Here is a 19,245-nt window from a genome sequence, read left to right on the forward strand (position 1 = left end):
CCACAAAGAACGCAAAGAACGCGAAGAAAGAGTTTAAGAGAGTTTTTGCATAAGTCCCAGAGGAATCATACATGCCAGACTTATTAAATAAACCAGATTTGATTTTGCATAAACTTTTTAGCCTCAAAGACCAAGTAGCAGTAGTTACAGGCGGTTCTGGTGTGCTTGGTGGGGCTATGGCACGGGGTTTGGCTCTTGCTGGAGCGAGAGTAGCCGTTCTCGGTCGTAATGAAGCACGGGCGATCGCGGTAGTGGCTGATATTACCGCCAACGGTGGAGAAAGTATGGCGGTATTGGCAGATGTTGGCGATCGCTCTCAATTAGAAATAGCCAAAGACAGTGTTTTAAAGCATTGGGGCCAGATAGACATATTAATAAACGCCGCTGGTGGCAATATTCCTGCTGCCACAATTACTCCTGATGCAACTTTTTTTGATATGCCACACGCAGCTTTTGAGCAAGTGGTTAGCCTAAATCTAGTTGGGAGTTTACTACCCAGTCAGGTTTTTGGTCAAGCAATGGTGGAAAGAAATCAGCCTCATGGTTGCATTATCAACATTTCTTCGATGTCTGCTATTCGTGTGATTAGTCGAGTGATTGGCTACTCAGCTGCGAAAGCGGCGATAGATAACTTTACTCGTTGGCTAGCCGTAGAACTCGCCCAAAAGTATGGATCTGGGCTGCGAGTAAATGCGATCGCCCCAGGTTTTTTTATTGGGGAGCAAAATCGAGATTTACTTCTAAATCCAGATGGAAGTTTAAGCGATCGCGGGCAAAAAATTATTGATCATACCCCCGCCGGACGTTTCGGTGAACCGGAGGAATTACTCAGCACCTTAATTTGGTTATGCAGTCCTGGTTCTAGTTTCGTCAACGGGGTAGTTGTACCTGTAGACGGTGGGTTTAGTATCTACAGCGGAGTGTAAAAATGTATTCACTAGCCGTAACTAACGGGACACTTTCGGATCAGCAAGTTTCCGAACTGGTTCATCAAGCTTTGGCAGATTCTCAGTTCAATGGCCAACGCATCCTCGTGTTAATTCCAGATGGAACCCGCACTGCTCCAATCCCCCAAATGTTTCGATTACTTCATCAAGAGTTGGGTAACAGAGTTGCTGCACTAGATTTTTTAATCGCTCTGGGTACACATAATCCCATGAGTGAGGAACAAATTAATCGCTTAGTGGGGGTAACGCCGGAGGAGCGAGAGACAACTTTTAAAAAAGTTCAAATTTTTAACCACCTTTGGAATATACCAGATACCTTTATTTCTTGTGGCGTGATTTCGGCTGCGGAGATAGCAGAGATTAGTAATGGGATGCTGCATCAGTCAGTTGATGTGCGTGTTAATAAGCTCGTAACAGAATATGATTTGATAATTATTTGCGGCCCAGTCTTTCCCCATGAAGTTGTAGGTTTTTCTGGTGGAAATAAATATTTTTTTCCCGGCGTTAGTGGTCAGGAGGTAATTAATTTATCACACTGGTTGGGAGCCTTAATCACCTGTTACGAAATCATTGGTACACCGGGGATAACACCAGTTCGACGCTTGATTAACCGAGCCGCCAGCATGATTTCTACCCCGAAGCTATGTCTGGCGATGGTAGTTGCACCAGGAACGAATCAGTTAGCTGGGCTTTATATAGATAAACCAGAATCAGCCTGGGAAGCAGCTGCAAAATTATCAGCCAAAGTGCATATTAAATACGTAGATAAGCCTTTTAAACAAGTGCTTTCAGTCATGCCCCAAATGTATGACGACATTTGGACGGCGGCTAAAGGAATGTACAAATTAGAGCCAGTAGTAGCCGATGGTGGCGAGGTAATTATCTATGCTCCTCACATTACCGAGTTTAGCTATACACACGGCGAGATATTAGCCCAAGTTGGTTATCATGTGCGAGATTACTTTCTTAAACAGTGGGATAAATTTCAAGGCTATCCTGCGGGAGTACTGGCGCATAGTACTCACTTGAAAGGTATGGGCACTTTTGATTCCATCAAAGGGGAGCAAGCACGGATTCGAGCCACTCTTGCTACTGGTATTTCCCCTGAACGGTGTGCTGCTCATAACTTGAATTATCGTGACCCGACTACCATTCGACCGACAGAATGGGCTAACCGAGAGGATGAAGACATCTTGCTTGTACCGAAAGCCGGCGAGATATTGTACCGTCTAAAATAGTTATAGAAAAGTACCTGTTTCCAAAAAAAACTGTGAGTAATCAGGACAAGAAACGATTAGAAGCGGCTTTGGCGATCGCAACTTACACTGTTAGTAGCGGCACTGCCTCAGCAGCACCAACTCCTGGTGGAGAAATTCCAAAACAAGTTCTGTTAACGGCCTCTGATGTTTTAATGTACACCAGTATCTGGAAAATCTATTTTCAAGAGGATTTATCCAGCAAGCAACTTGTTGATATTCTGGCTGAGTTGGGTTTAGTCACAATTGCGGCAACCGGGACAGCTTATGTCGTCAGCAAAATAAGTACAGCAATTCTTAAAGAGATTACCAACTGGACTGGGCCATTAGGATGGGGCGTGATAGCTGCGATCGCAGGTTCGCTGAGTGGTTTATTTGGAGTTGCTTGGGCAATCTATTGTGATAACCTTTATTCTCAAAAACAGCCACAACCGAATTAATCTTTTTTAAGTGTTGTATATTGACAGGAAATTTTTCTCCATGTCCTCCTGTCTCCGTGTCAAGTTCATAGAACTTACCAAATATTTATATACTTGAAGCGCAGCTCATTTCTTACAGGAAGATAGGTGGGAATACTAAAGTAAATCGGGTTGAGCAAAGTGGTTACCTATGAGTCAGCAACTTCCTATCTCCAAGACTTGTGCTTGTCACAATGTTGCACGCTGCCGGGCTGGGGAAGCAGGCAGACTCTTTCTCTGGTTCCCCGTTCCACATACGCTGAAAAAAGTCACCTCCTACCTACAGCAGTTTGCTCTTGAGTATGAACTAATGCACGAGCGGCCAGGCCTGAGTTTAGACTGTAGAGCCGGACAAGCCCAAGAAATTGCCCATAAACTAGCCCAACTACTTGCACCGAGAGAGTTAAAAGAGACACAAGTTCTTTTCATTCGAGGCGCTACCCAACCTCAACTCCAAGATTTTAGTGATATTGCTTCATTACAACGCTTTATTAAGTTCAGTCAGTCCGATTGGCTGGTTGAAATGCTAGCAACGGAAAGATTCACCAGCCACTTCCAACCCATCGTCTCAATTCAAGATACATCCCAGATTTACGGTTATGAATCACTTTTGCGGGGGCTGGATGAACAAGGCAATCTAGTTCCACCGGGGCCAATTCTAGAGTTAGCAACCGAAGCCGGACTTCTGCCACAGCTCGACCGACTTGCTCGCCTTAGCACGATCGCTCAATTTAGCCGCCATCAAGTAAGCGGACAAATCTTTATCAATTTTGCACCAACGGCGCTTTATGATCCCGTTTCTTGCCTCCGCAGTACGGTAGAGGCCATTGATCGAGCAGGCATCTCCCATGAGCGGGTTGTCTTTGAAGTCGTGGAATCAGATAATTCTCCAGATTTAGACCATCTCAAGACCGTGCTTCAATACTATCGGGATGCTGGTTTTTTAGTAGCCTTGGACGACCTTGGTTCTGGTTATTCTGGTCTGAACTTGCTGCATCAGTTACGTCCAGACTTTATTAAATTGGACATGGGTTTAATTAGAGATGTGCATCAAGATCTGTACAAAGCTTCAATTACCGAGAAACTTCTAGAGATTGCTCAAAAGTTAAAAATCCAGACCGTCGCTGAAGGAATCGAGTACATTGAGGAACTGAACTGGCTGCAAGAACGAGGCGCAACTTTTGCTCAAGGCTATTTAATTGCTCGACCCAGCGCTGTACCTGTCACTACAACCCCTCACTTTAATACAAGCAAGTTAACCGTAGCATCGGCATATTGTCAGCAAATTGAGCAGCGCGTCCAACACCAAAGCGAGTCCGAGAAAATTGTCGCTGCTGTAACGCAGCACATCCGGCAATCGTTAGAGTTAGATGAGATTTTGCAAACCACAGCAGCCGAAGTGCGACAGCTGTTTGAGGTAGACCGAGTGGTAATCTATCAGTTTCAGCCAGACTGGAGTGGGTTAGTAGCTGTAGAATCCTTAGCAGAAGGGTGTATGTCCATTCTGGGATTTGAGGTCATGGACACGTGCTTTCAATCTACCCATGCGGCTTACTACCAACAAGGCAATACTAGAGCGATCGCAGACATCGAGACTGAAGGACTAGCGCCGTGTCATCTAGACCTTCTTCGGAGTTTGCAAATTCGGGCAAATCTTGTCGTACCCATCTTGCAGCAAGAGTGTTTGTGGGGACTATTAATCGCTCACCAATGTCATAACACTAGACAATGGCAGCAATCGGAGATTAACTTGTTTAACCAGCTAGCAGGCCAAACGGCGATCGCCATTCAGCAATCAGAACTTTACCACCAATTACAAAAAGCAAACCAAGAACTACAACGCCTTGCCTGTTCGGATGGTTTGACACAAGTGGCAAATCGACGCTGTTTTGATGATACACTCAAGGCGGAGTGGCAACGGTTGGCACGAGAGCAAGCCCCACTATCTTTAATCTTGTGTGATGTCGATTGCTTTAAGCTTTATAACGATACCCATGGACATCTGGCAGGAGATGATGCACTCAGACACGTTGCGAAGGCAATCTCTCAGGCAGTTAAACGCCCTGCTGATTTAGTTGCTCGGTATGGTGGAGAAGAGTTTGCAGTCATTTTGCCGAATACTGATGTCGAAGGGGCTATTACAGCTGCCAGAGAAATCCAGGCCAATGTTAGTGCATTACAACTGCCTCATCCAAATTCTGAAGTTAGTGAATTCATCACGCTAAGTCTTGGTGTGGCAGCCATTATTCCTGATAACCAATCATCTCCCGCAACCTTAATTGCTGCTGCTGACCAAGGACTCTACCAGGCAAAAGCACAAGGAAAGAATTGTGTTATGCAGGTGGACTGTGCAGATGCTGACGCTAGATACCTCCTTTAACAGAAACATTCAAATTCCAGGGTTTATAAATGTTGCCTGCCTTAACTAAACCGTATTGTTTTTAATTCTTGTAAAAGTTCAGTGCTAATGGGCGATGTTGCCAAAATTGGATGCTTAATGCCTCCCCAAATACTTCCATTGCGGACGCGATGCAAGGCTAACATTTCCGGGATTTGATTGGAAATTAAAACCTGTGGTGGTGCAAGTTGACCGAGCGATCGCGCACGATAATAATGATGCGATTCTGATAAAGCGTTATCTAGTTGTTGAGCAATAATTTCTGGCGCTTCTTTTGCTGAATCGAGTAACAAAACATAGTGAGGTGGATTGGCAATCGGAACCAAGCTTTTAAAAGAGGTTCCTTGCAAGTTCATGCTATTCAAAGCATTATGCACAAAAGTTTCATGCAACTTTTCACCAACTAAATCGCTAACGGCTTGATGTCGTCCTAAAAACTCTAAACAGGGAGTATTGCGATAATAATGAGTCACCCGGACGCGATCGCCTATTCGATAACGATACAAACCTCCTTTCTGCGACAATATAATAGTATATGTCTGTCCGATGTTGAGTTCGTGTAACTTATGTAGAGAACCCGCATCATCCTCAAACTCGAAAAAAACTTCATTGAGAACCGGAACATATCCCTGCGCCGCAATTAACGGAATCGTCATTGGGGCTTCGGTTGCTAGCAGTCCTTTGCCCTGAATTAACACTCCCGGAAACTGCGATCGTAGTTGTTTCGCCTGATCTGCTGCATTGGCACTATCCCAGCAAGAAATCAGCTTCAAGTTTGGCCAGAGTTGCGTCCAGGGAATATTATCTTCGCCCAGGTGTTGCAGGCGAACACGCGACATTCGGTCTTGTAATTCTGCTTGCAATGAATGCCGATTTTCCTGAATATACTTTAAGTGTACTTGCAGAAAACTCGGACTCCAAATCGAAATAATTTCTAATTTCTCAGCCTCCAATAATGCCAAAGCAAGCTGATGTTTAAAAAGCTGTGGATCGTGCAAGCGATTGAGTCCATTTGGCATCACTAACCAAGGGCGCAAAAACCAACGCAGCCAAGCATCCAAATAATCTAAGTCATCTTGTAAAGATTGAGAATCGGTTGCATTTAATTGTGGTGAAATACAAGCATAAAGTTTACCTGTGGAGAATTTAGGGCCATTTATAATCAAATCGTGCGCCCATACACAAAACATCTGATTAAACGATCGCCGCAAAGACTGAGTATAAGGAATCCATTTTACTGCGCCACTACTACCAGAAGTTTTTTCATAGAACAAAATGGGTTCGGGAGTGAGGGGGATTTGCTGGCGTTTTTGATGTCCTAAAATCCAGGTTGTAAGTCCATCGTAATCAACAATCGGGACACGCTGCCAATCTGCTATAGAACGAATTCCTAAAGCTTTGCCATATTCACTTGCAATCAGGCGATCGCAAATGTCTTTTTGCACAGATGTCTGCGTTGATTCAGGGTTATCCAATGCTTGATGAAATCGGCGGGCAGTTGGTGCAAGAAGTTGCCCAAAAAGCTGAATAATCGGACGCATCATATAAAGTAAATTAGTTGAAATTAAATACTAGATTATTAGCAAGCTTCACCTGTTCCAGTTCTGTAAACTCTTGCAATAGTTTTTGGCGATCGTACAGCCACTATTTACATACAAGAGTATCGCCTACTAATGTAGTCTAAATATATGAAAACTGCTGTAAGGTTATCTGTTGGTATCAGAGGTTTTGGGTTACTCTGAAAGTGTGATCGGTAAGGTAGCCTTGTTATGAGCGTTGTCATCTGATTGATGAGCGCCGTGGGAGAGCAGAAGCTGACCGTTTAGGAATCAAAATTACTGGGTTGCTAGGTATGTTGGTTGAGGCAAAGCGGAAGAATTTGATTGCTGCGGTCAAGCCTTTAATGGATGCCTTAATTGCTACATCAGAATTCAGAGTATCTCCAGCATTGTATAACCCAATACGGTTCAGTTAAGGACAGGACTTACCCAAAATTAAGAAAAAACGAACCACAAAGAGCGCAAAGGACACGAAGAAATAAGAGTTTCAGAGAATTATTGCACAAGTCCTGAAAGGTTTTTGGCGCTAACTGAACCGTATTGTTGTATAACCAGATTTTGGATGTAGTGAATGAAACCTAGTTTTGGAAATAACAACTGAACTAGAGGAGTTTAATCGTAGCGATCGCATGATTGCGCTGCGATCGCGCAGATCGCATTAGCATATACGTGTCTACGCACTCGTCGCAGTTTATTAATTATCAATTCACCTGCTGGTTAGGAGAAAGATTTGTCGCCATTGCCAGGAATGTACCATCCCCAATGACTACACCTGGCGCAAGAATAGATCCGGCTCCCAAAAAGACATCGTTGCCAATCTTGACTTTCTTGACATACAGCATTAAGTTTTGCTTCCGAGGCTTGATGATATGGGAAGATATACCGATACGATGCCCTACAATGACGCGATCGCCTATTTCTAACAAACCGCGATCGGCAATCTCCAATCCTGGTGTCCAGTACACATCCCGCCCCACTTTAGCACCCCACAATCGCAACCAACAGGAAAATACACCTGGAATCAGCCGCAACAAGGCCTCCAAAGCCGGAATTGCAATATAAATTACCTGGATTTGGTGACTACCCCACCAAGGGCTATATTCTTTACCGCGTAGATAACTAATACCCTCCCGTACTGGAAATACCCATTGATGTAAGCGGTAAACTAGCACTGGCAGCCCGTAAATAGAAAGCAACACAGCCAAAATGCTGAAGATACTGGGTGAATAGGCAAGGTAGACTATTGAAGCTCCAGTTAAAATTAATACACAAGTAGGAAAAAATAAAAGAATCGTACTCAGAACTGTCATGAGACGAATGAAGTTGACACAAAGACGTGGGGACGCAGGGATAATACTAATTCACAAAAATCCTGATACAGATGATTTTTCGTAGGGGTTTAGCAATGCTAAACCCAAACCCCACGTATTTGTATCATTGAATTAAAGTGAAATGGTATAAGATTCCGCATCGCAAATAAAATTGCTGAAGCGATCGCTTCAGCAGGAATAGCTATCTTTGTACTAGACTGGCATGGCTTGCCGCACTTCTATTGGTTCGCCAGTCAAACTAAAAGCGCGGACTTCGGTAATTTTTACCTTCACCAATTGCCCTTTGAGTTCGTTGATGTCGCCAGTGAAGAAGGCGAGGCGATTACCGCGTGTGCGTCCCATGACTTGGGTTTTATCTTTGGGGTTTTGGTCTTCTACCAACACTTCTTCGATGCGGCCAAAGTAACGTTGCGAACGCTCGGCTGCTTTCACGTTTACTAAATGATTTAATCGTTGCAGGCGATCGTTTTTTACTTCTTCACTTAACTGATTTGTCCACCAAGCTGCGGGTGTCCCTGGACGGGGTGAATATGCGGCGGTGTTCAACTGGTCAAAGCCGATATCATCTACCAGTTTCAAGGTATTTTCAAATTGTTCTTCTGTTTCACCAGGGAAGCCGACAATTGCATCAGCACTAATCGATGCATCTGGCATATAACGCCGAATTGTGTCGATGATCCGGCGATATTTCTCGTGGGTATAACCCCGTGCCATTGCTTTTAGAACTTCGTTATCCCCAGATTGAAAGGGAATATGAAAGTGTTCGCACACCTTCGGTAACTCGGCACAGGCTTTAATTAGACGTTCAGTAAAATAACGGGGGTGGCTGGTAGCAAAACGTAGTCTTTCAATTCCCGGCACATCATGCACGTAATAAAGTAAATCAGTGAAAGTATGCAAATGGCGACCTTCTGAAGTTACTCCTGGCAAATCACGACCATAAGCATCAATATTTTGTCCGAGTAGGGTAATTTCTTTGTAACCTTGTTGTCCTAGTTCTTCCATTTCGGCGCGTATAGCTTCTGGTGTACGCGATTGTTCCACACCACGGACATTGGGAACCACGCAATAGGTGCAGCGTTCGTTACAGCCATAAATCACATTCACCCATGCAGTAACTTTGCTATCTCGTCGCGGCTGGGTGATATCTTCCATAATGTGAACTGGTTCAGTAGCAACAACTTGGTTGCCTTCAAAGACTGATTCTAGTAAATCTTTGAGGCGGTTGGCGTGTTGTGGCCCCATCACCAAGTCTAATTCGGGAACTCGTCGCAATAGGCTTTCTCCTTCTTGTTGAGCGACGCAACCAGCCACAACAAGAGTTAAATTTGGTTGCTCGTGCTTGCGCTTGGCTTGCCTACCAAGGTAAGAATAGACCTTTTGCTCGGCATTATCTCGAATGGTGCAGGTATTATAGAGAATTACATCTGCATTATTGGGGTCTTCCGAAAATTCAAAGCCCATGTCTTCTAAAATGCCAGCCATGCGCTCTGAGTCGGCTTTATTCATTTGGCAACCGAAGGTAGTAATGTGGTAGCGGCGTTTAGAAGTGGTCATGGGTAGTTATGCTTAGTTAGCGTAAGTTATATAAGCTTTATATCTATTCTATTAAAGTATAGAAAAGTCAACCTAATGCAAGAGGCGATCGCTTTTATAGTGACTACAGCAATCTGATTTAATTCGGAGAATTTACTAGTGTAGGGAGTAACAGGGAACAAAAAACAAAGTAGGTAGAGGTATACCTAGCTTCGCAAAAATTAAATAGGAGTGTTATGTATGTTTCAAATTAACTTACATAATTGTTAATATCTTAGATTTTTTATACTAAATTTTCAGTTGTTTTTGACTGCAAATCTATAAATACTTACAATTTAGCAATAATAGGGTTATAAAAGATACTTATAAATTTAGTAAAAACAAGGTTTAAAAAATTAAAGTAAATTGTTGCGGTATCATGGCTAAGAGATACCATGCATAACTACTGAGATAGCTGACTTATTTGATATTTAAATAAATCAGAAAATCTATTTTTGAAAAGCCAGCGATTATGCTAAAAAGTCGCTAAAAATACAATTTTATTAGCAATTAAGTTAGTAATGAATTGATAGAGTGCCAGAATAATTACTGAAACAGAAGATACAATTATAAAATCGCTCGATTCACCAGTTAAAGGGTATGTAATATGTTGGAATTATACCAATGGGAGCTATCTCAATACTCGGAAAAAGTGCGGTTAATCTTGGATTATAAAGGTCTAGATTATCGCAAAATAGAGGTTACGCCCGGAATTGGACAAGTAGATTTGTTTCGGCTGACAGGTCAAAAGCAAGTGCCAGTGTTGAAGGATGGCAGTAGATATATTGTTGATTCTACAGAAATCGCTAAGTATTTAGACTTAGAATATCCTGATCGCCCATTGATACCCAAAGATGCCAAAAAAAGAGGTTTGTGCCTAATGATGGAAGAATGGGCAGATGAATCAATAGGCATCAAAGGTCGTAAAGCACTGTTTTCTGCTATTAGCCAAGATCAGAATTTTCGTAAATCCTTATTACCTACTTCTACACCAGACATATTAAAGAATCTGGTTGAAGGTGTACCCCGTGATATATTAACTGTCTTGGGTGTTGGGGTAGGTTACAGTCCAGATGTGATCAAGTCAGCGATCGCGGATTTAAAACAAGACTTGGAAGCACTAACGCTGCTATTGGCAGATAGTCCTTATTTACTAGGAGATGAACCGAGTTTAGCTGACTTGGCAGTAGCAGGTTTATCAATATTGTTGAAGTTCCCTGATGGCCCTTATTTAGATTTGCCAGCAAGTTTAAGAGGTAAAGGAGTACCAGCTTTAGCGGATAATCCAGATTATGCGCCATTCTTTAGCTGGCGCGATCGCCTCTATGCTCAATTTCGGAAACCATTAACATTTGTAGCGCCATCTGCTGGCACTGCACCAACTTCAATTCAAATTGAATAACTAGTCCCTTTCTTCCGTTAGTGGCTCTAGTACGCCGCTTTGGGACTGGGGAGTGGGAAATTATTCCAAAATTTGTCTGTGGCTAAGAGCTGGCTTCGATAATTTTCTGCTAATTACCCAGTCCCTTTTACTGTCTGTTGTCAGCCATTAGTGATAAGTAACAAAATAACTGATAACTAACAATTAACAACTGACAAATTACTAATTTGTGCTAGAATTTCGTCGCAAGCAGCATTGTACTCTACAACTAGAATTCAACATCAGTTCAGCCCAACAATCATGTAATTAATCAAATGAATTCGGGACAGCCATTAGGTTCAGTAATACAAGGCTCTCTCACTGGGGGGTTAGAAGTAAGATTACACCCTGATATTTCTGTTGAAGATATGCGGGTGGGTAAGTTTCTAGTTGTGCAAGGGATGCGATCGCGCTTTTTCTGTATGCTGACAGATGTGGCGCTAGGATCAGCTAATGCACGAATTATTGCCGATCCTCCCAATTGGGAAGATACATTTTTGCGAGAAATTTTAGCCGGGAGTAGTACATACGGCACGATTAATCTAGCGCCGATGTTGATGTTTACCCCGGAATCGGAAGAATCTTTTTCGCCAACTAACGGTAAATCTCTCAATCCTTTTATCCCAGCAATGACAGGTTTGGCATCCTTTCAGCCACAAACCAGTACCTCGATGGAATTGCTGCCTGTTAAAACTATTCCTAGCCACTTTAGCCAAGTTTACGAAGCGAGTGAAGAAGATTTTCGCAGAGTCTTTGGTTGGGAAGATGATACTCAAAGAAAAAACTTTTCCATCGGCAAACCCTTGGATATGGATGTGCCGATTTGCATTGATTTAGATCGATTTGTAGAACGAAGTAATGGAGTATTTGGGAAATCTGGGACTGGGAAATCCTTTCTCACACGCTTAGTTTTAGCCGGAATAGTCCGCAAAAACGCAGCGGTAAACTTAATTTTTGATATGCACTCCGAGTATGGCTGGCAAGCCGTATGCGAAGGAAAGCAATATAGTACAGTTAAAGGGTTAAAACAGTTATTTCCCGGTAAGGTAGAAGTTTACACCCTCGATCCAGAATCGACAAAGCGCCGGGGTGTGCGTGATGCACAAGAACTTTATCTCAGTTACGAGCAAATAGAAGTTGAAGATGTCAAATTATGTAGCCGAGATTTAGGGCTATCGGAAGCAGCCTTAGATAACGCTAACATTCTCTATGCTGAGTTTGGTAAGGCTTGGATTCTTCAGTTGTTGAACATGACTAACGAAGAAATCAAGCTGTTCTGCGAGGAGAAGCGGGGACACCAAGGCTCGATTATGTCTTTACAGCGCAAACTCCTGCGGCTGGATAATTTGAAGTATATGCGAGCAGCTTGTCCGCAAAATTACATTAATCAAATTTTGCGATCGCTAGAAGCAGGCAAGCATGTTGTGGTAGAATTTGGCTCCCAGTCAGATATGCTCTCATATATGTTGGTGACGAATATGATCACCAGGAGGATTCACAGTCATTATGTCAGTAAAGCAGAAAGGTTTTTGCACAGTGGCAATGTGAGCGATCGCCCCACCCAACTAGTCATTACTATTGAAGAAGCGCATCGCTTTCTAGACCCAAGCATTGTCCAAAGTACGATTTTTGGTACTATCGCGCGGGAGATGCGAAAATATTTCGTCACTCTGCTAGTGGTTGATCAACGTCCATCGGGCATAGATAATGAAGTTATGTCCCAGATTGGTACTCGCATCACTGCTTTGCTCAACGACGAAAAAGACATTGACGCAATTTTCACTGGAGTCTCCGGTGCTGGTAGCCTGCGCTCAGTGTTGGCAAAGCTAGATTCTAAGCAACAAGCTCTGATTTTGGGTCATGCTGTTCCTATGCCAGTCGTAGTGCGTACTCGTCCCTATGACGCAACTTTCTACACAGAAATTGGCGATCCAACTTGGGAAGAGAAACCAGATGAAGAATTATTCGCAGCTGCCGAACTAGCTAGAGCTGATCTCGGCTTCTAACCGCAGATAGGGGTAATGGAGAAAATATTTTAATTACAATCTTCATCATCCCAATTCCCAAATTCTAAATTTCGTAACATCCCACCAATCCCAGCAGCAATGAGTACGGTTATCCCGCTAATTGTTGGCAACCCCAGAGGAGGTTTTAGCGTCACTATAGATATAGTCAGCAATTTAAAGGAAATTTAATTTTCTTTGTCAAGCGAGCCATTTTACTTTATAATTGGAAGATTTATCTGATCTACTTTACTATCCGCCCGATTTATCGTACTATAAATTAAGTAGAACTCATACTGACTTCATATTTTTACAGTTACTGCCAGTGACTGCTCAAAAGAATTCTCTAAAACAACCCAGCGTGCTTCTAAGAGATTTCAAAATTTAGGAAGGGTAGGGGAACCTATCTCAGGGATGCGCCGTCCTTTCAAAAGCCATATAAGGCAATTGCTGATGGTAGCGCCCTATGTTTCGTATCCGTAATATATGTACTTCCTTTCCTTATTGATTATTAAAGATTCATTGTGTTTACGGAGTAGAGGACAACGCACCAATGCCTACTGTTAACACCCAAACCGAAAACCTGAACACCAAATTCACGGCTGATATGGTGCGAACCTATCTGCGGGAAATTGGTCGTGTGCCACTGCTAACCCGTGAGCAAGAAATTGTTTTTGGGAAGCAGGTGCAACAAATGATGACGCTACTGGACGCTAAAGAGGCCTTGGGGAAAAAGCTGCACCGCGAACCGAGTTTATCAGAGTGGGCTAATCACGTTCGCCACTCAGAAACCGAGGTGAAACAAACAGTAACCCAAGGTAAACGCGCAAAGCAAAAGATGATTGAAGCGAACCTACGCTTGGTCGTGGCGATCGCGAAGAAGTACCAGAAGCGAAACATGGAGTTTCTCGATCTAATCCAGGAAGGGACACTAGGATTAGAGAGGGGTGTAGAAAAATTCGATCCCACACGAGGTTATAAATTCTCGACCTACGCTTACTGGTGGATTCGCCAAGCAATTACGCGAGCGATCGCCCAGCAAGGTCGTACCATTCGTTTACCGATTCATATCACCGAAAAGCTGAACAAAATTAAAAAAGTACAGCGAGAACTGGCGCAAAAGTTAGGGCGATCGCCTACTCCTGCGGAAATTGCTCAAGAACTAGAGCTAGAACCTGCTCAAATTCGTGAGTACCTCAATATGGCACGTCAGCCAGTTTCTTTAGATGTACGAGTCGGTGATAACCAAGATACCGAACTGCAAGAAATGCTCGAAGATGACGGCCCATCACCAGAGTACTACACTACTCAAGAATTCTTGCGCCAAGACCTGAATACTCTGTTGGCAGAACTCACCCCCCAACAGCGAGAAGTGTTAGCCCTACGCTTTGGTTTAGAAGATGGCAATGAAATGTCTTTGGCCAAAGTAGGTGAACGGTTGAATCTTAGCCGAGAACGTGTTCGCCAATTAGAACATCAAGCTCTTGCTCATCTGCGTCGCCGTCGTAGCAATGTCAAAGAGTATGTTGCTAGCTAAAAGTTAATTGCTTTTAGTAATGCGCCTCCTGAATTCAGGGGGCGTTTTTTATATTTACAAATCTAGGATGGGCATTGCTAGAGCGATATCATGTCCGGTTGAATTGTCATTGCGAACGAAGTGTAGACGCGGAGCGGCTCCTCGTTCGCGTAGCGTCTCCGACAGGAGAAGAGTAGCAATCTCCAAAGCCTTGCGATTGCTACCCTGCGGGAAGCCACTTCGTGTCTACATTGCACTTCGTTGCATACGCAATGACATACAGAACTTACGCACTCAGATCCCCCAACCCCCTTAAAAAGGGGGGCTTTAGACGTTCCCCCTTTTTTAAGGGGGGTTAGGGGGGATCAGGGTTTCAGGCTTCAGTGCGTAAGTCCTAACATATCACAAGTAATTTGCTGGACATGATATGAAAGCATAGGAGAATAATTTTTAGCTGTAATTGAAGTAACTGCTAGCAAAAAAGCGTATCGGTTACACTCTTTAAAACAAGCATTTTTTGTAGAAAAAATCTTGAGGCATAATCCGAAATGCAGAGTATTTCTACTGTAGCTTTATATATTGCTACTAAAGTTATGGATCGAAAGTCAGATGTTACCTAATAAAATTTCAAGCTTATCTGATACCTTAAAATTCTCAAAATTTTTTATTTTTATTCCGCTTCACCCAGTCAGGTGACTCTTTTGGGTGAAGCAGGAAATGGCTAGCCAAAGGTAATCTAAAACTATATATTGCAAATTCAATAACAAATTCAGTTTTAAAAATTTCTACAGATGGACAATATATATATCAAACCTGCGGTGGAACCTTAATAATTAAGACTTAGTTAAGTTTAAGTGAGTTGCTGAGAGAGTAGTTAATTCGGTCACAGGAGAAAGCGGGTGCTTAACAACATTTATCAGTTCTGTTCATCTCGTCAGTTGAGAATTCCCTTTATGGGGTTAGTTCTTGCTCTTGGTCTTGTAGGTGAACAAACTAAACCGGTACTGAGCAACCAAATAGAAGATTTACCGAAATCTCAGGTACAGATTACAAATTATCAAAATAGTTTGGATATTTCTTTGTTGTCACGCTTAAGAGAAGTTCAAGAACACAGAAGTCAAATTCAGACGACTTCAGAACCAAGCTATTCTAAAACCTTACCAAAGAACTCGAAAAAAGTAGCTCAGACTACAGCAATGGTGACTGGCTCTCAAAAATCTGCAACACAATCAAGAACTGCGCCGATAACTAATTTACCTAAACAAGATGGCGTTTATCTTTATGGTCAGTCGCCAACACCAAACCAAATTGGGCAAGGGTATCTTGTATTTGAGAAGCGGCAAGGTGTAGTGAAAGGCGCTTTGTATATGCCCAGTTCCGAGTTTAGTTGTTTTGAGGGCACACTTGACCGATCAGGAGAGTTGGCAATGACAGTTAATGGTTCACCGGGAGAAGCTAGCTCAAATCAGATCGCCACAGCTAATAATATTCCTAGCGTGAATGAGGACGAGCCAACTAGTTATGCTTACTCGGTAGCACTGCAAGACTATCATCAGCTAAATTCGATGACTGCAAACGACCGACGCATTTTGCAGATGTGTAATCAATCTTCTGCAACTGGATACCGCAAACTAGTTAAATAATCAATTGATGAATTATAAAAAATCATATAATTCATCATTCCAAATTTATAACTAATACTCAATTCCTGGCTGCGCTTTGACACCTTGATCGCGGAAGGGATGCTTAATTAGGGTCATCTCTGTTACTAAGTCAGCTCGCTCGATTAAAGCAGGTGGTGCGCCTCTACCTGTGAGAATAACATGAGTATCAGCAGGTTTTTGTGCCAAACCTGCTAAAACTTGTTCAACTTGTAAATAACCCATTTTGAGAGCAATATTAATTTCATCCAACAGCACTAACTTAAAGTCTGGGTTACGGATGTAGTCTAAGGATTTTTGCCAAGCGGCGCTAGCTTTGTCTAGATCGCGATCGCGGTCTTGAGTTTCCCAGGTAAACCCTTCGCCCATAGCATGAAATTCTAACTGGTCTTGCCAATTGCTGAATACCCTTTTTTCTGAAGGTTCCCAGGCTCCTTTGATAAACTGGACGATCGCCACTTTATACCCATGACCAAGCGATCGCAACACCATCCCCAACGCCGCAGTCGTTTTACCTTTACCATTACCAGTATTGACAATAATTAATCCTTTTTCTGGTACAGCCTGTGCTATCCGCTTTTCTTGTACTTCTTTACGTCGTTGCATTTTTTTGCGGTACTGTTCATCACTCAAGGATGAGGACATTACCTCGTCGATTACCCGTTCAATCTCTTTATCTGAATCTAATTGCTCTGGGGTGTCGTTTTTCATTAATCTTGTCTAGCAATAACTTTTACAATTTAAAGAATCAAGTAAAATATTTTATTTATATTATTTCAACTAAAGCATTTGAGCAAATAACTACCAATTAATTTTATAGAATAAATATTGATATATTGTAATGTTGTTTACCATATTTTTTATACAAAGCTGATTGCTTGATTCTAGTTAACTAAGGGCATAATAGAAAACCCTGACCAGAGAAACTTGCTCAGGCAAAGATTTTTACCTTCTGGCTTCTGCTATCTGCCTTGTAGCTACCTATATTTATTTTAAATAAATTCAGAAATTGCATACAGCAGTGTAAGCATAAAATTTTTGAAAAATGTTGAAATTCCATTAACTCCCTATTAGGGATTGAAACTATGAAGCGATCGCCAAGCTGAAGGACGAGGGACTAATGCTGAAATTCCATTAATTCCCTATTAAAGATTGAAACGGGAGAGATGTTAGGCGATCGCCTCCAAAAGAGTTGAAATTTCATTGACTCCCTATGAGGGATAGATAAGGTAAGAAGATGAACTGATTAAAGTAAGGTGTTTTAAATCCATACAATTCTTATGAAGATACATCTAAACCATAGTTCTGATAAAGAGTTTTGATTTTATTTTGAATGAGTGCTTGCACATTTTCTGGCGATACAATCACACAATCTGGTGCATATTGCATTACTTCCCGAATAAACCAAAAGGTACTAGAGACACCCCTGACAACTCGCTTCACCCGTTGTGTGTCTGGTAGCCATTCGGCTTGGCTTGATAAGCAAAGCCTAAATTACCCAGTAGATACATTTCTACGTCTATCTGTGCCAAGACAGTACGCCACTCACAAAGAACAGGTAAAACAGCAGCGTCTTGAATACGGTCTAAACGCAAACTCCAATAATTAAATTTTCCCTATTCATGCAACAACGCCGTTGAGCGTGGCTGAGTGGGGTGTAGTGATGAACAATTTTATTAATGTTTGCACTTGTTTCTACTTTTGTTGATTTTTTGCTACAACCACTCAGCCATTCGCAACACAAGCGCCGTTTGAAGATTTCATCTTTACAAGCGTGTTACTCGCTTATTAGTCATCGTCATCATCCTCATCATCGTAGCGGTCTTTACGAGAACGGTGGTCGTTATCAGAATACTCCTCATCGTCCTCATCATCGTAGCGGTCTTCACGAGAACGGCGGGTGCTGCCAGAATACTCCTCATCGTCCTCATTATCGTACTGGTCTTTACGAGAACGGCGGGCGCTGCCAGAATACTCCTCATCGTCCTCATTATCGTACTGGTCTTCACTAGCTGGACGTACTCGCCGGGCTCGACCTTCGTGAGCATCAAAGTTTCTCTCACGTTCCTCGTCTTTTGCTTTACCAATGAAGTCCTTCGCTTTTCGCAAAAAATCATCTACCATCATTTATCTCCTATTCATCTGAAAAATCTTGCTATTTGTCTGCCTTTGCCTATGATTAGTTCTTAATAGGGCATGGATGAACTAACGTATCTTTGGGCTAAGTAATTTGAGCAAAAATTTATAGCTACGTTATTGTGCTAATAAAATATTTAATTTAATAACATTGAATGTCTGCAAAACTACGCTATTTCTAATACTGCTTTCCTTGTTACAAACATCCATCTCTCTTGAGGTATGTTTAGAATTTTATTTCAAGTCAGAGCTTTGTTGTCAACAACACCACAAAATCATCTTCGGTAATGTAATTGACAGCAAGAGCCATTGCATGGTCGAGTGATTCGGTGGTACATGCCTCACAGGAACGGAGAATTTGCTTTAGTTTTGACCAACACAGTTCTATAGGAGATAAATCTGGAGAGTAAGGGGGCAAGAACTTGACTTTTGCGCCGACGGATTCAATTGCGAGCCTTACACGTTCAGCGTGATGAATTTTGAGGTTATCCATGACCACAATGGCCCCTTTCCACAACTGAGGTGCTAAGACTTAAGTGACATAAGTGAGAAATACCTCAGTATTTATACTTCCTGGCACAGTCATTGCAGCAATGAGTCCATCCAGGTTTAAAGCACCAACCAAAGAAATGTTTCCACCCTTGCTTCCAGGTATACTACCAATCGCTCTTTCGCCATCTACTGCTCTGGCAAACAACCGTGACATTGATAAGTTTAATCCGGCTTCATCGACAAATACGAGGTTGCGGACATCAATTTTATCTAAAGTTCGGCGATAATCATGCCTTAACTCTTGCACTTGTGGGCTATCTTGCTCACTGGGCGATCGCCCCTACTGTGTCCTCGATCGGCACATTCGGATCGACAAAAAAGTTAATGGTAATTTTGGGTGATTCAATTATTTCTGCGTTCTCATGCCTGTCTTATTCCCAACAGCTGAAGAAAAAGAGTTAGGCTACTATAGGTCAGCAGTCTCAATAATCAT

At 42.5% G+C, this 19,245-nt stretch carries 15 protein-coding genes and 2 pseudogenes; 9 read left to right on the forward strand and 8 right to left on the reverse strand.

The window, feature by feature from the left end; translation table 11 throughout:
• Positions 1-71 precede the first annotated feature (71 nt).
• The 4 genes from AC5JL8_RS24390 (at position 72) to AC5JL8_RS24405 (ending at position 5,041) form a co-directional block, all read left to right on the forward strand.
• On the forward strand, positions 72-926 hold the full coding sequence (locus AC5JL8_RS24390) for an SDR family oxidoreductase (RefSeq protein ID WP_495882261.1): 855 nt from the start codon (positions 72-74) through the stop codon (positions 924-926).
• A gap of 2 nt (positions 927-928) precedes the next feature.
• A complete protein-coding gene (locus AC5JL8_RS24395; protein WP_495882262.1) occupies positions 929-2,185 on the forward strand; it encodes a lactate racemase domain-containing protein in 1,257 nt (418 codons plus the stop codon).
• Positions 2,186-2,217: 32 nt separating this feature from the next.
• Complete coding sequence (locus AC5JL8_RS24400; protein ID WP_495882263.1) at positions 2,218-2,643, forward strand: hypothetical protein; 426 nt, start codon at positions 2,218-2,220, stop codon at positions 2,641-2,643.
• Between the two features lie 169 nt (positions 2,644-2,812).
• A complete protein-coding gene (locus AC5JL8_RS24405) occupies positions 2,813-5,041 on the forward strand; it encodes an EAL domain-containing protein (protein ID WP_495882264.1) in 2,229 nt (742 codons plus the stop codon).
• Between the two features lie 41 nt (positions 5,042-5,082).
• Here AC5JL8_RS24405 and AC5JL8_RS24410 read toward each other — a convergent pair whose 3' ends face one another.
• On the reverse strand, positions 5,083-6,600 hold the full coding sequence (locus AC5JL8_RS24410; protein ID WP_495882300.1) for a GH3 family acyl-acid amido synthetase: 1,518 nt from the start codon (positions 6,598-6,600) through the stop codon (positions 5,083-5,085).
• 245 nt (positions 6,601-6,845) lie between these two features.
• On the opposite strand from AC5JL8_RS24410, the gene AC5JL8_RS24415 reads away from it, so the two are divergent.
• The gene (locus AC5JL8_RS24415; protein ID WP_495882301.1) at positions 6,846-7,034 is read left to right on the forward strand and encodes a PIN domain-containing protein; all 189 of its coding nucleotides are present in this window, start codon (positions 6,846-6,848) and stop codon (positions 7,032-7,034) included.
• A 285-nt stretch (positions 7,035-7,319) separates the two neighbouring features.
• Here the strand turns inward: AC5JL8_RS24415 and AC5JL8_RS24420 are convergent, their stop codons facing one another.
• Together AC5JL8_RS24420 and miaB are read right to left on the reverse strand one after the other, a co-directional pair.
• A complete protein-coding gene (locus tag AC5JL8_RS24420) occupies positions 7,320-7,928 on the reverse strand; it encodes an acyltransferase (RefSeq protein WP_495882265.1) in 609 nt (202 codons plus the stop codon).
• Between the two features lie 213 nt (positions 7,929-8,141).
• Positions 8,142-9,506: a tRNA (N6-isopentenyl adenosine(37)-C2)-methylthiotransferase MiaB gene (gene miaB, locus AC5JL8_RS24425; RefSeq protein WP_495882266.1), complete on the reverse strand. Its 1,365-nt coding sequence runs from the start codon at positions 9,504-9,506 to the stop codon at positions 8,142-8,144.
• Positions 9,507-10,131: 625 nt separating this feature from the next.
• Between miaB and AC5JL8_RS24430 the strand changes: the two genes are divergently transcribed.
• Entirely contained in the window at positions 10,132-10,926 is a 795-nt protein-coding gene (locus AC5JL8_RS24430; RefSeq protein ID WP_495882267.1) for a glutathione S-transferase family protein, read from the forward strand.
• Between the two features lie 293 nt (positions 10,927-11,219).
• Positions 11,220-12,950 (forward strand): helicase HerA domain-containing protein, encoded by a 1,731-nt coding sequence (locus AC5JL8_RS24435; RefSeq protein ID WP_495882268.1) that lies wholly within the window; start codon positions 11,220-11,222, stop codon positions 12,948-12,950.
• Positions 12,951-12,979: 29 nt separating this feature from the next.
• Here AC5JL8_RS24435 and AC5JL8_RS24440 read toward each other — a convergent pair whose 3' ends face one another.
• Positions 12,980-13,105 carry a hypothetical protein gene (locus tag AC5JL8_RS24440; protein ID WP_495882269.1) on the reverse strand — a complete coding sequence of 42 codons (126 nt, stop codon included), beginning with the start codon at positions 13,103-13,105 and terminating at the stop codon, positions 12,980-12,982.
• A 395-nt stretch (positions 13,106-13,500) separates the two neighbouring features.
• On the opposite strand from AC5JL8_RS24440, the gene AC5JL8_RS24445 reads away from it, so the two are divergent.
• Both AC5JL8_RS24445 and AC5JL8_RS24450 read left to right on the forward strand, forming a co-directional pair.
• A complete protein-coding gene (locus AC5JL8_RS24445) occupies positions 13,501-14,484 on the forward strand; it encodes an RNA polymerase sigma factor, RpoD/SigA family (protein WP_495882270.1) in 984 nt (327 codons plus the stop codon).
• Positions 14,485-15,362: 878 nt separating this feature from the next.
• Positions 15,363-16,106 carry a hypothetical protein gene (locus tag AC5JL8_RS24450; protein WP_495882271.1) on the forward strand — a complete coding sequence of 248 codons (744 nt, stop codon included), beginning with the start codon at positions 15,363-15,365 and terminating at the stop codon, positions 16,104-16,106.
• Positions 16,107-16,157: 51 nt separating this feature from the next.
• Here the strand turns inward: AC5JL8_RS24450 and cobO are convergent, their stop codons facing one another.
• The 4 genes and pseudogenes from cobO to AC5JL8_RS24470 all read right to left on the reverse strand — a co-directional run bounded on the left by cobO (position 16,158) and on the right by AC5JL8_RS24470 (position 19,059).
• On the reverse strand, positions 16,158-16,835 hold the full coding sequence (gene cobO / locus AC5JL8_RS24455) for a cob(I)yrinic acid a,c-diamide adenosyltransferase (RefSeq protein WP_495882272.1): 678 nt from the start codon (positions 16,833-16,835) through the stop codon (positions 16,158-16,160).
• Between the two features lie 567 nt (positions 16,836-17,402).
• Positions 17,403-17,731, reverse strand: a pseudogene (locus AC5JL8_RS24460) (WCX domain-containing protein); the annotation flags it as partial.
• Positions 17,732-17,912: 181 nt separating this feature from the next.
• Positions 17,913-18,251 (reverse strand): hypothetical protein, encoded by a 339-nt coding sequence (locus tag AC5JL8_RS24465; RefSeq protein ID WP_495882273.1) that lies wholly within the window; start codon positions 18,249-18,251, stop codon positions 17,913-17,915.
• Between the two features lie 253 nt (positions 18,252-18,504).
• Positions 18,505-19,059, reverse strand: a pseudogene (locus AC5JL8_RS24470) (IS630 family transposase).
• Positions 19,060-19,245: the final 186 nt, after the last annotated feature.

Source organism: Mojavia sp. (assembly GCF_059505145.1).

Bases quoted from the DNA above. Each gene is read 5' to 3' on its own strand.
- AC5JL8_RS24405 (WP_495882264.1), top strand. From the start codon at position 2,813: ATGAGTCAGCAACTTCCTATCTCCAAGACTTGTGCTTGTCACAATGTT.
- cobO (WP_495882272.1), bottom strand. From the start codon at position 16,835: ATGAAAAACGACACCCCAGAGCAATTAGATTCAGATAAAGAGATTGAA.
- AC5JL8_RS24430 (WP_495882267.1), top strand. From the start codon at position 10,132: ATGTTGGAATTATACCAATGGGAGCTATCTCAATACTCGGAAAAAGTG.
- AC5JL8_RS24395 (WP_495882262.1), top strand. From the start codon at position 929: ATGTATTCACTAGCCGTAACTAACGGGACACTTTCGGATCAGCAAGTT.
- AC5JL8_RS24445 (WP_495882270.1), top strand. From the start codon at position 13,501: ATGCCTACTGTTAACACCCAAACCGAAAACCTGAACACCAAATTCACG.
- AC5JL8_RS24465 (WP_495882273.1), bottom strand. From the start codon at position 18,251: ATGATGGTAGATGATTTTTTGCGAAAAGCGAAGGACTTCATTGGTAAA.
- AC5JL8_RS24420 (WP_495882265.1), bottom strand. From the start codon at position 7,928: ATGACAGTTCTGAGTACGATTCTTTTATTTTTTCCTACTTGTGTATTA.
- AC5JL8_RS24390 (WP_495882261.1), top strand. From the start codon at position 72: ATGCCAGACTTATTAAATAAACCAGATTTGATTTTGCATAAACTTTTT.
- AC5JL8_RS24435 (WP_495882268.1), top strand. From the start codon at position 11,220: ATGAATTCGGGACAGCCATTAGGTTCAGTAATACAAGGCTCTCTCACT.
- AC5JL8_RS24410 (WP_495882300.1), bottom strand. From the start codon at position 6,600: ATGCGTCCGATTATTCAGCTTTTTGGGCAACTTCTTGCACCAACTGCC.
- miaB (WP_495882266.1), bottom strand. From the start codon at position 9,506: ATGACCACTTCTAAACGCCGCTACCACATTACTACCTTCGGTTGCCAA.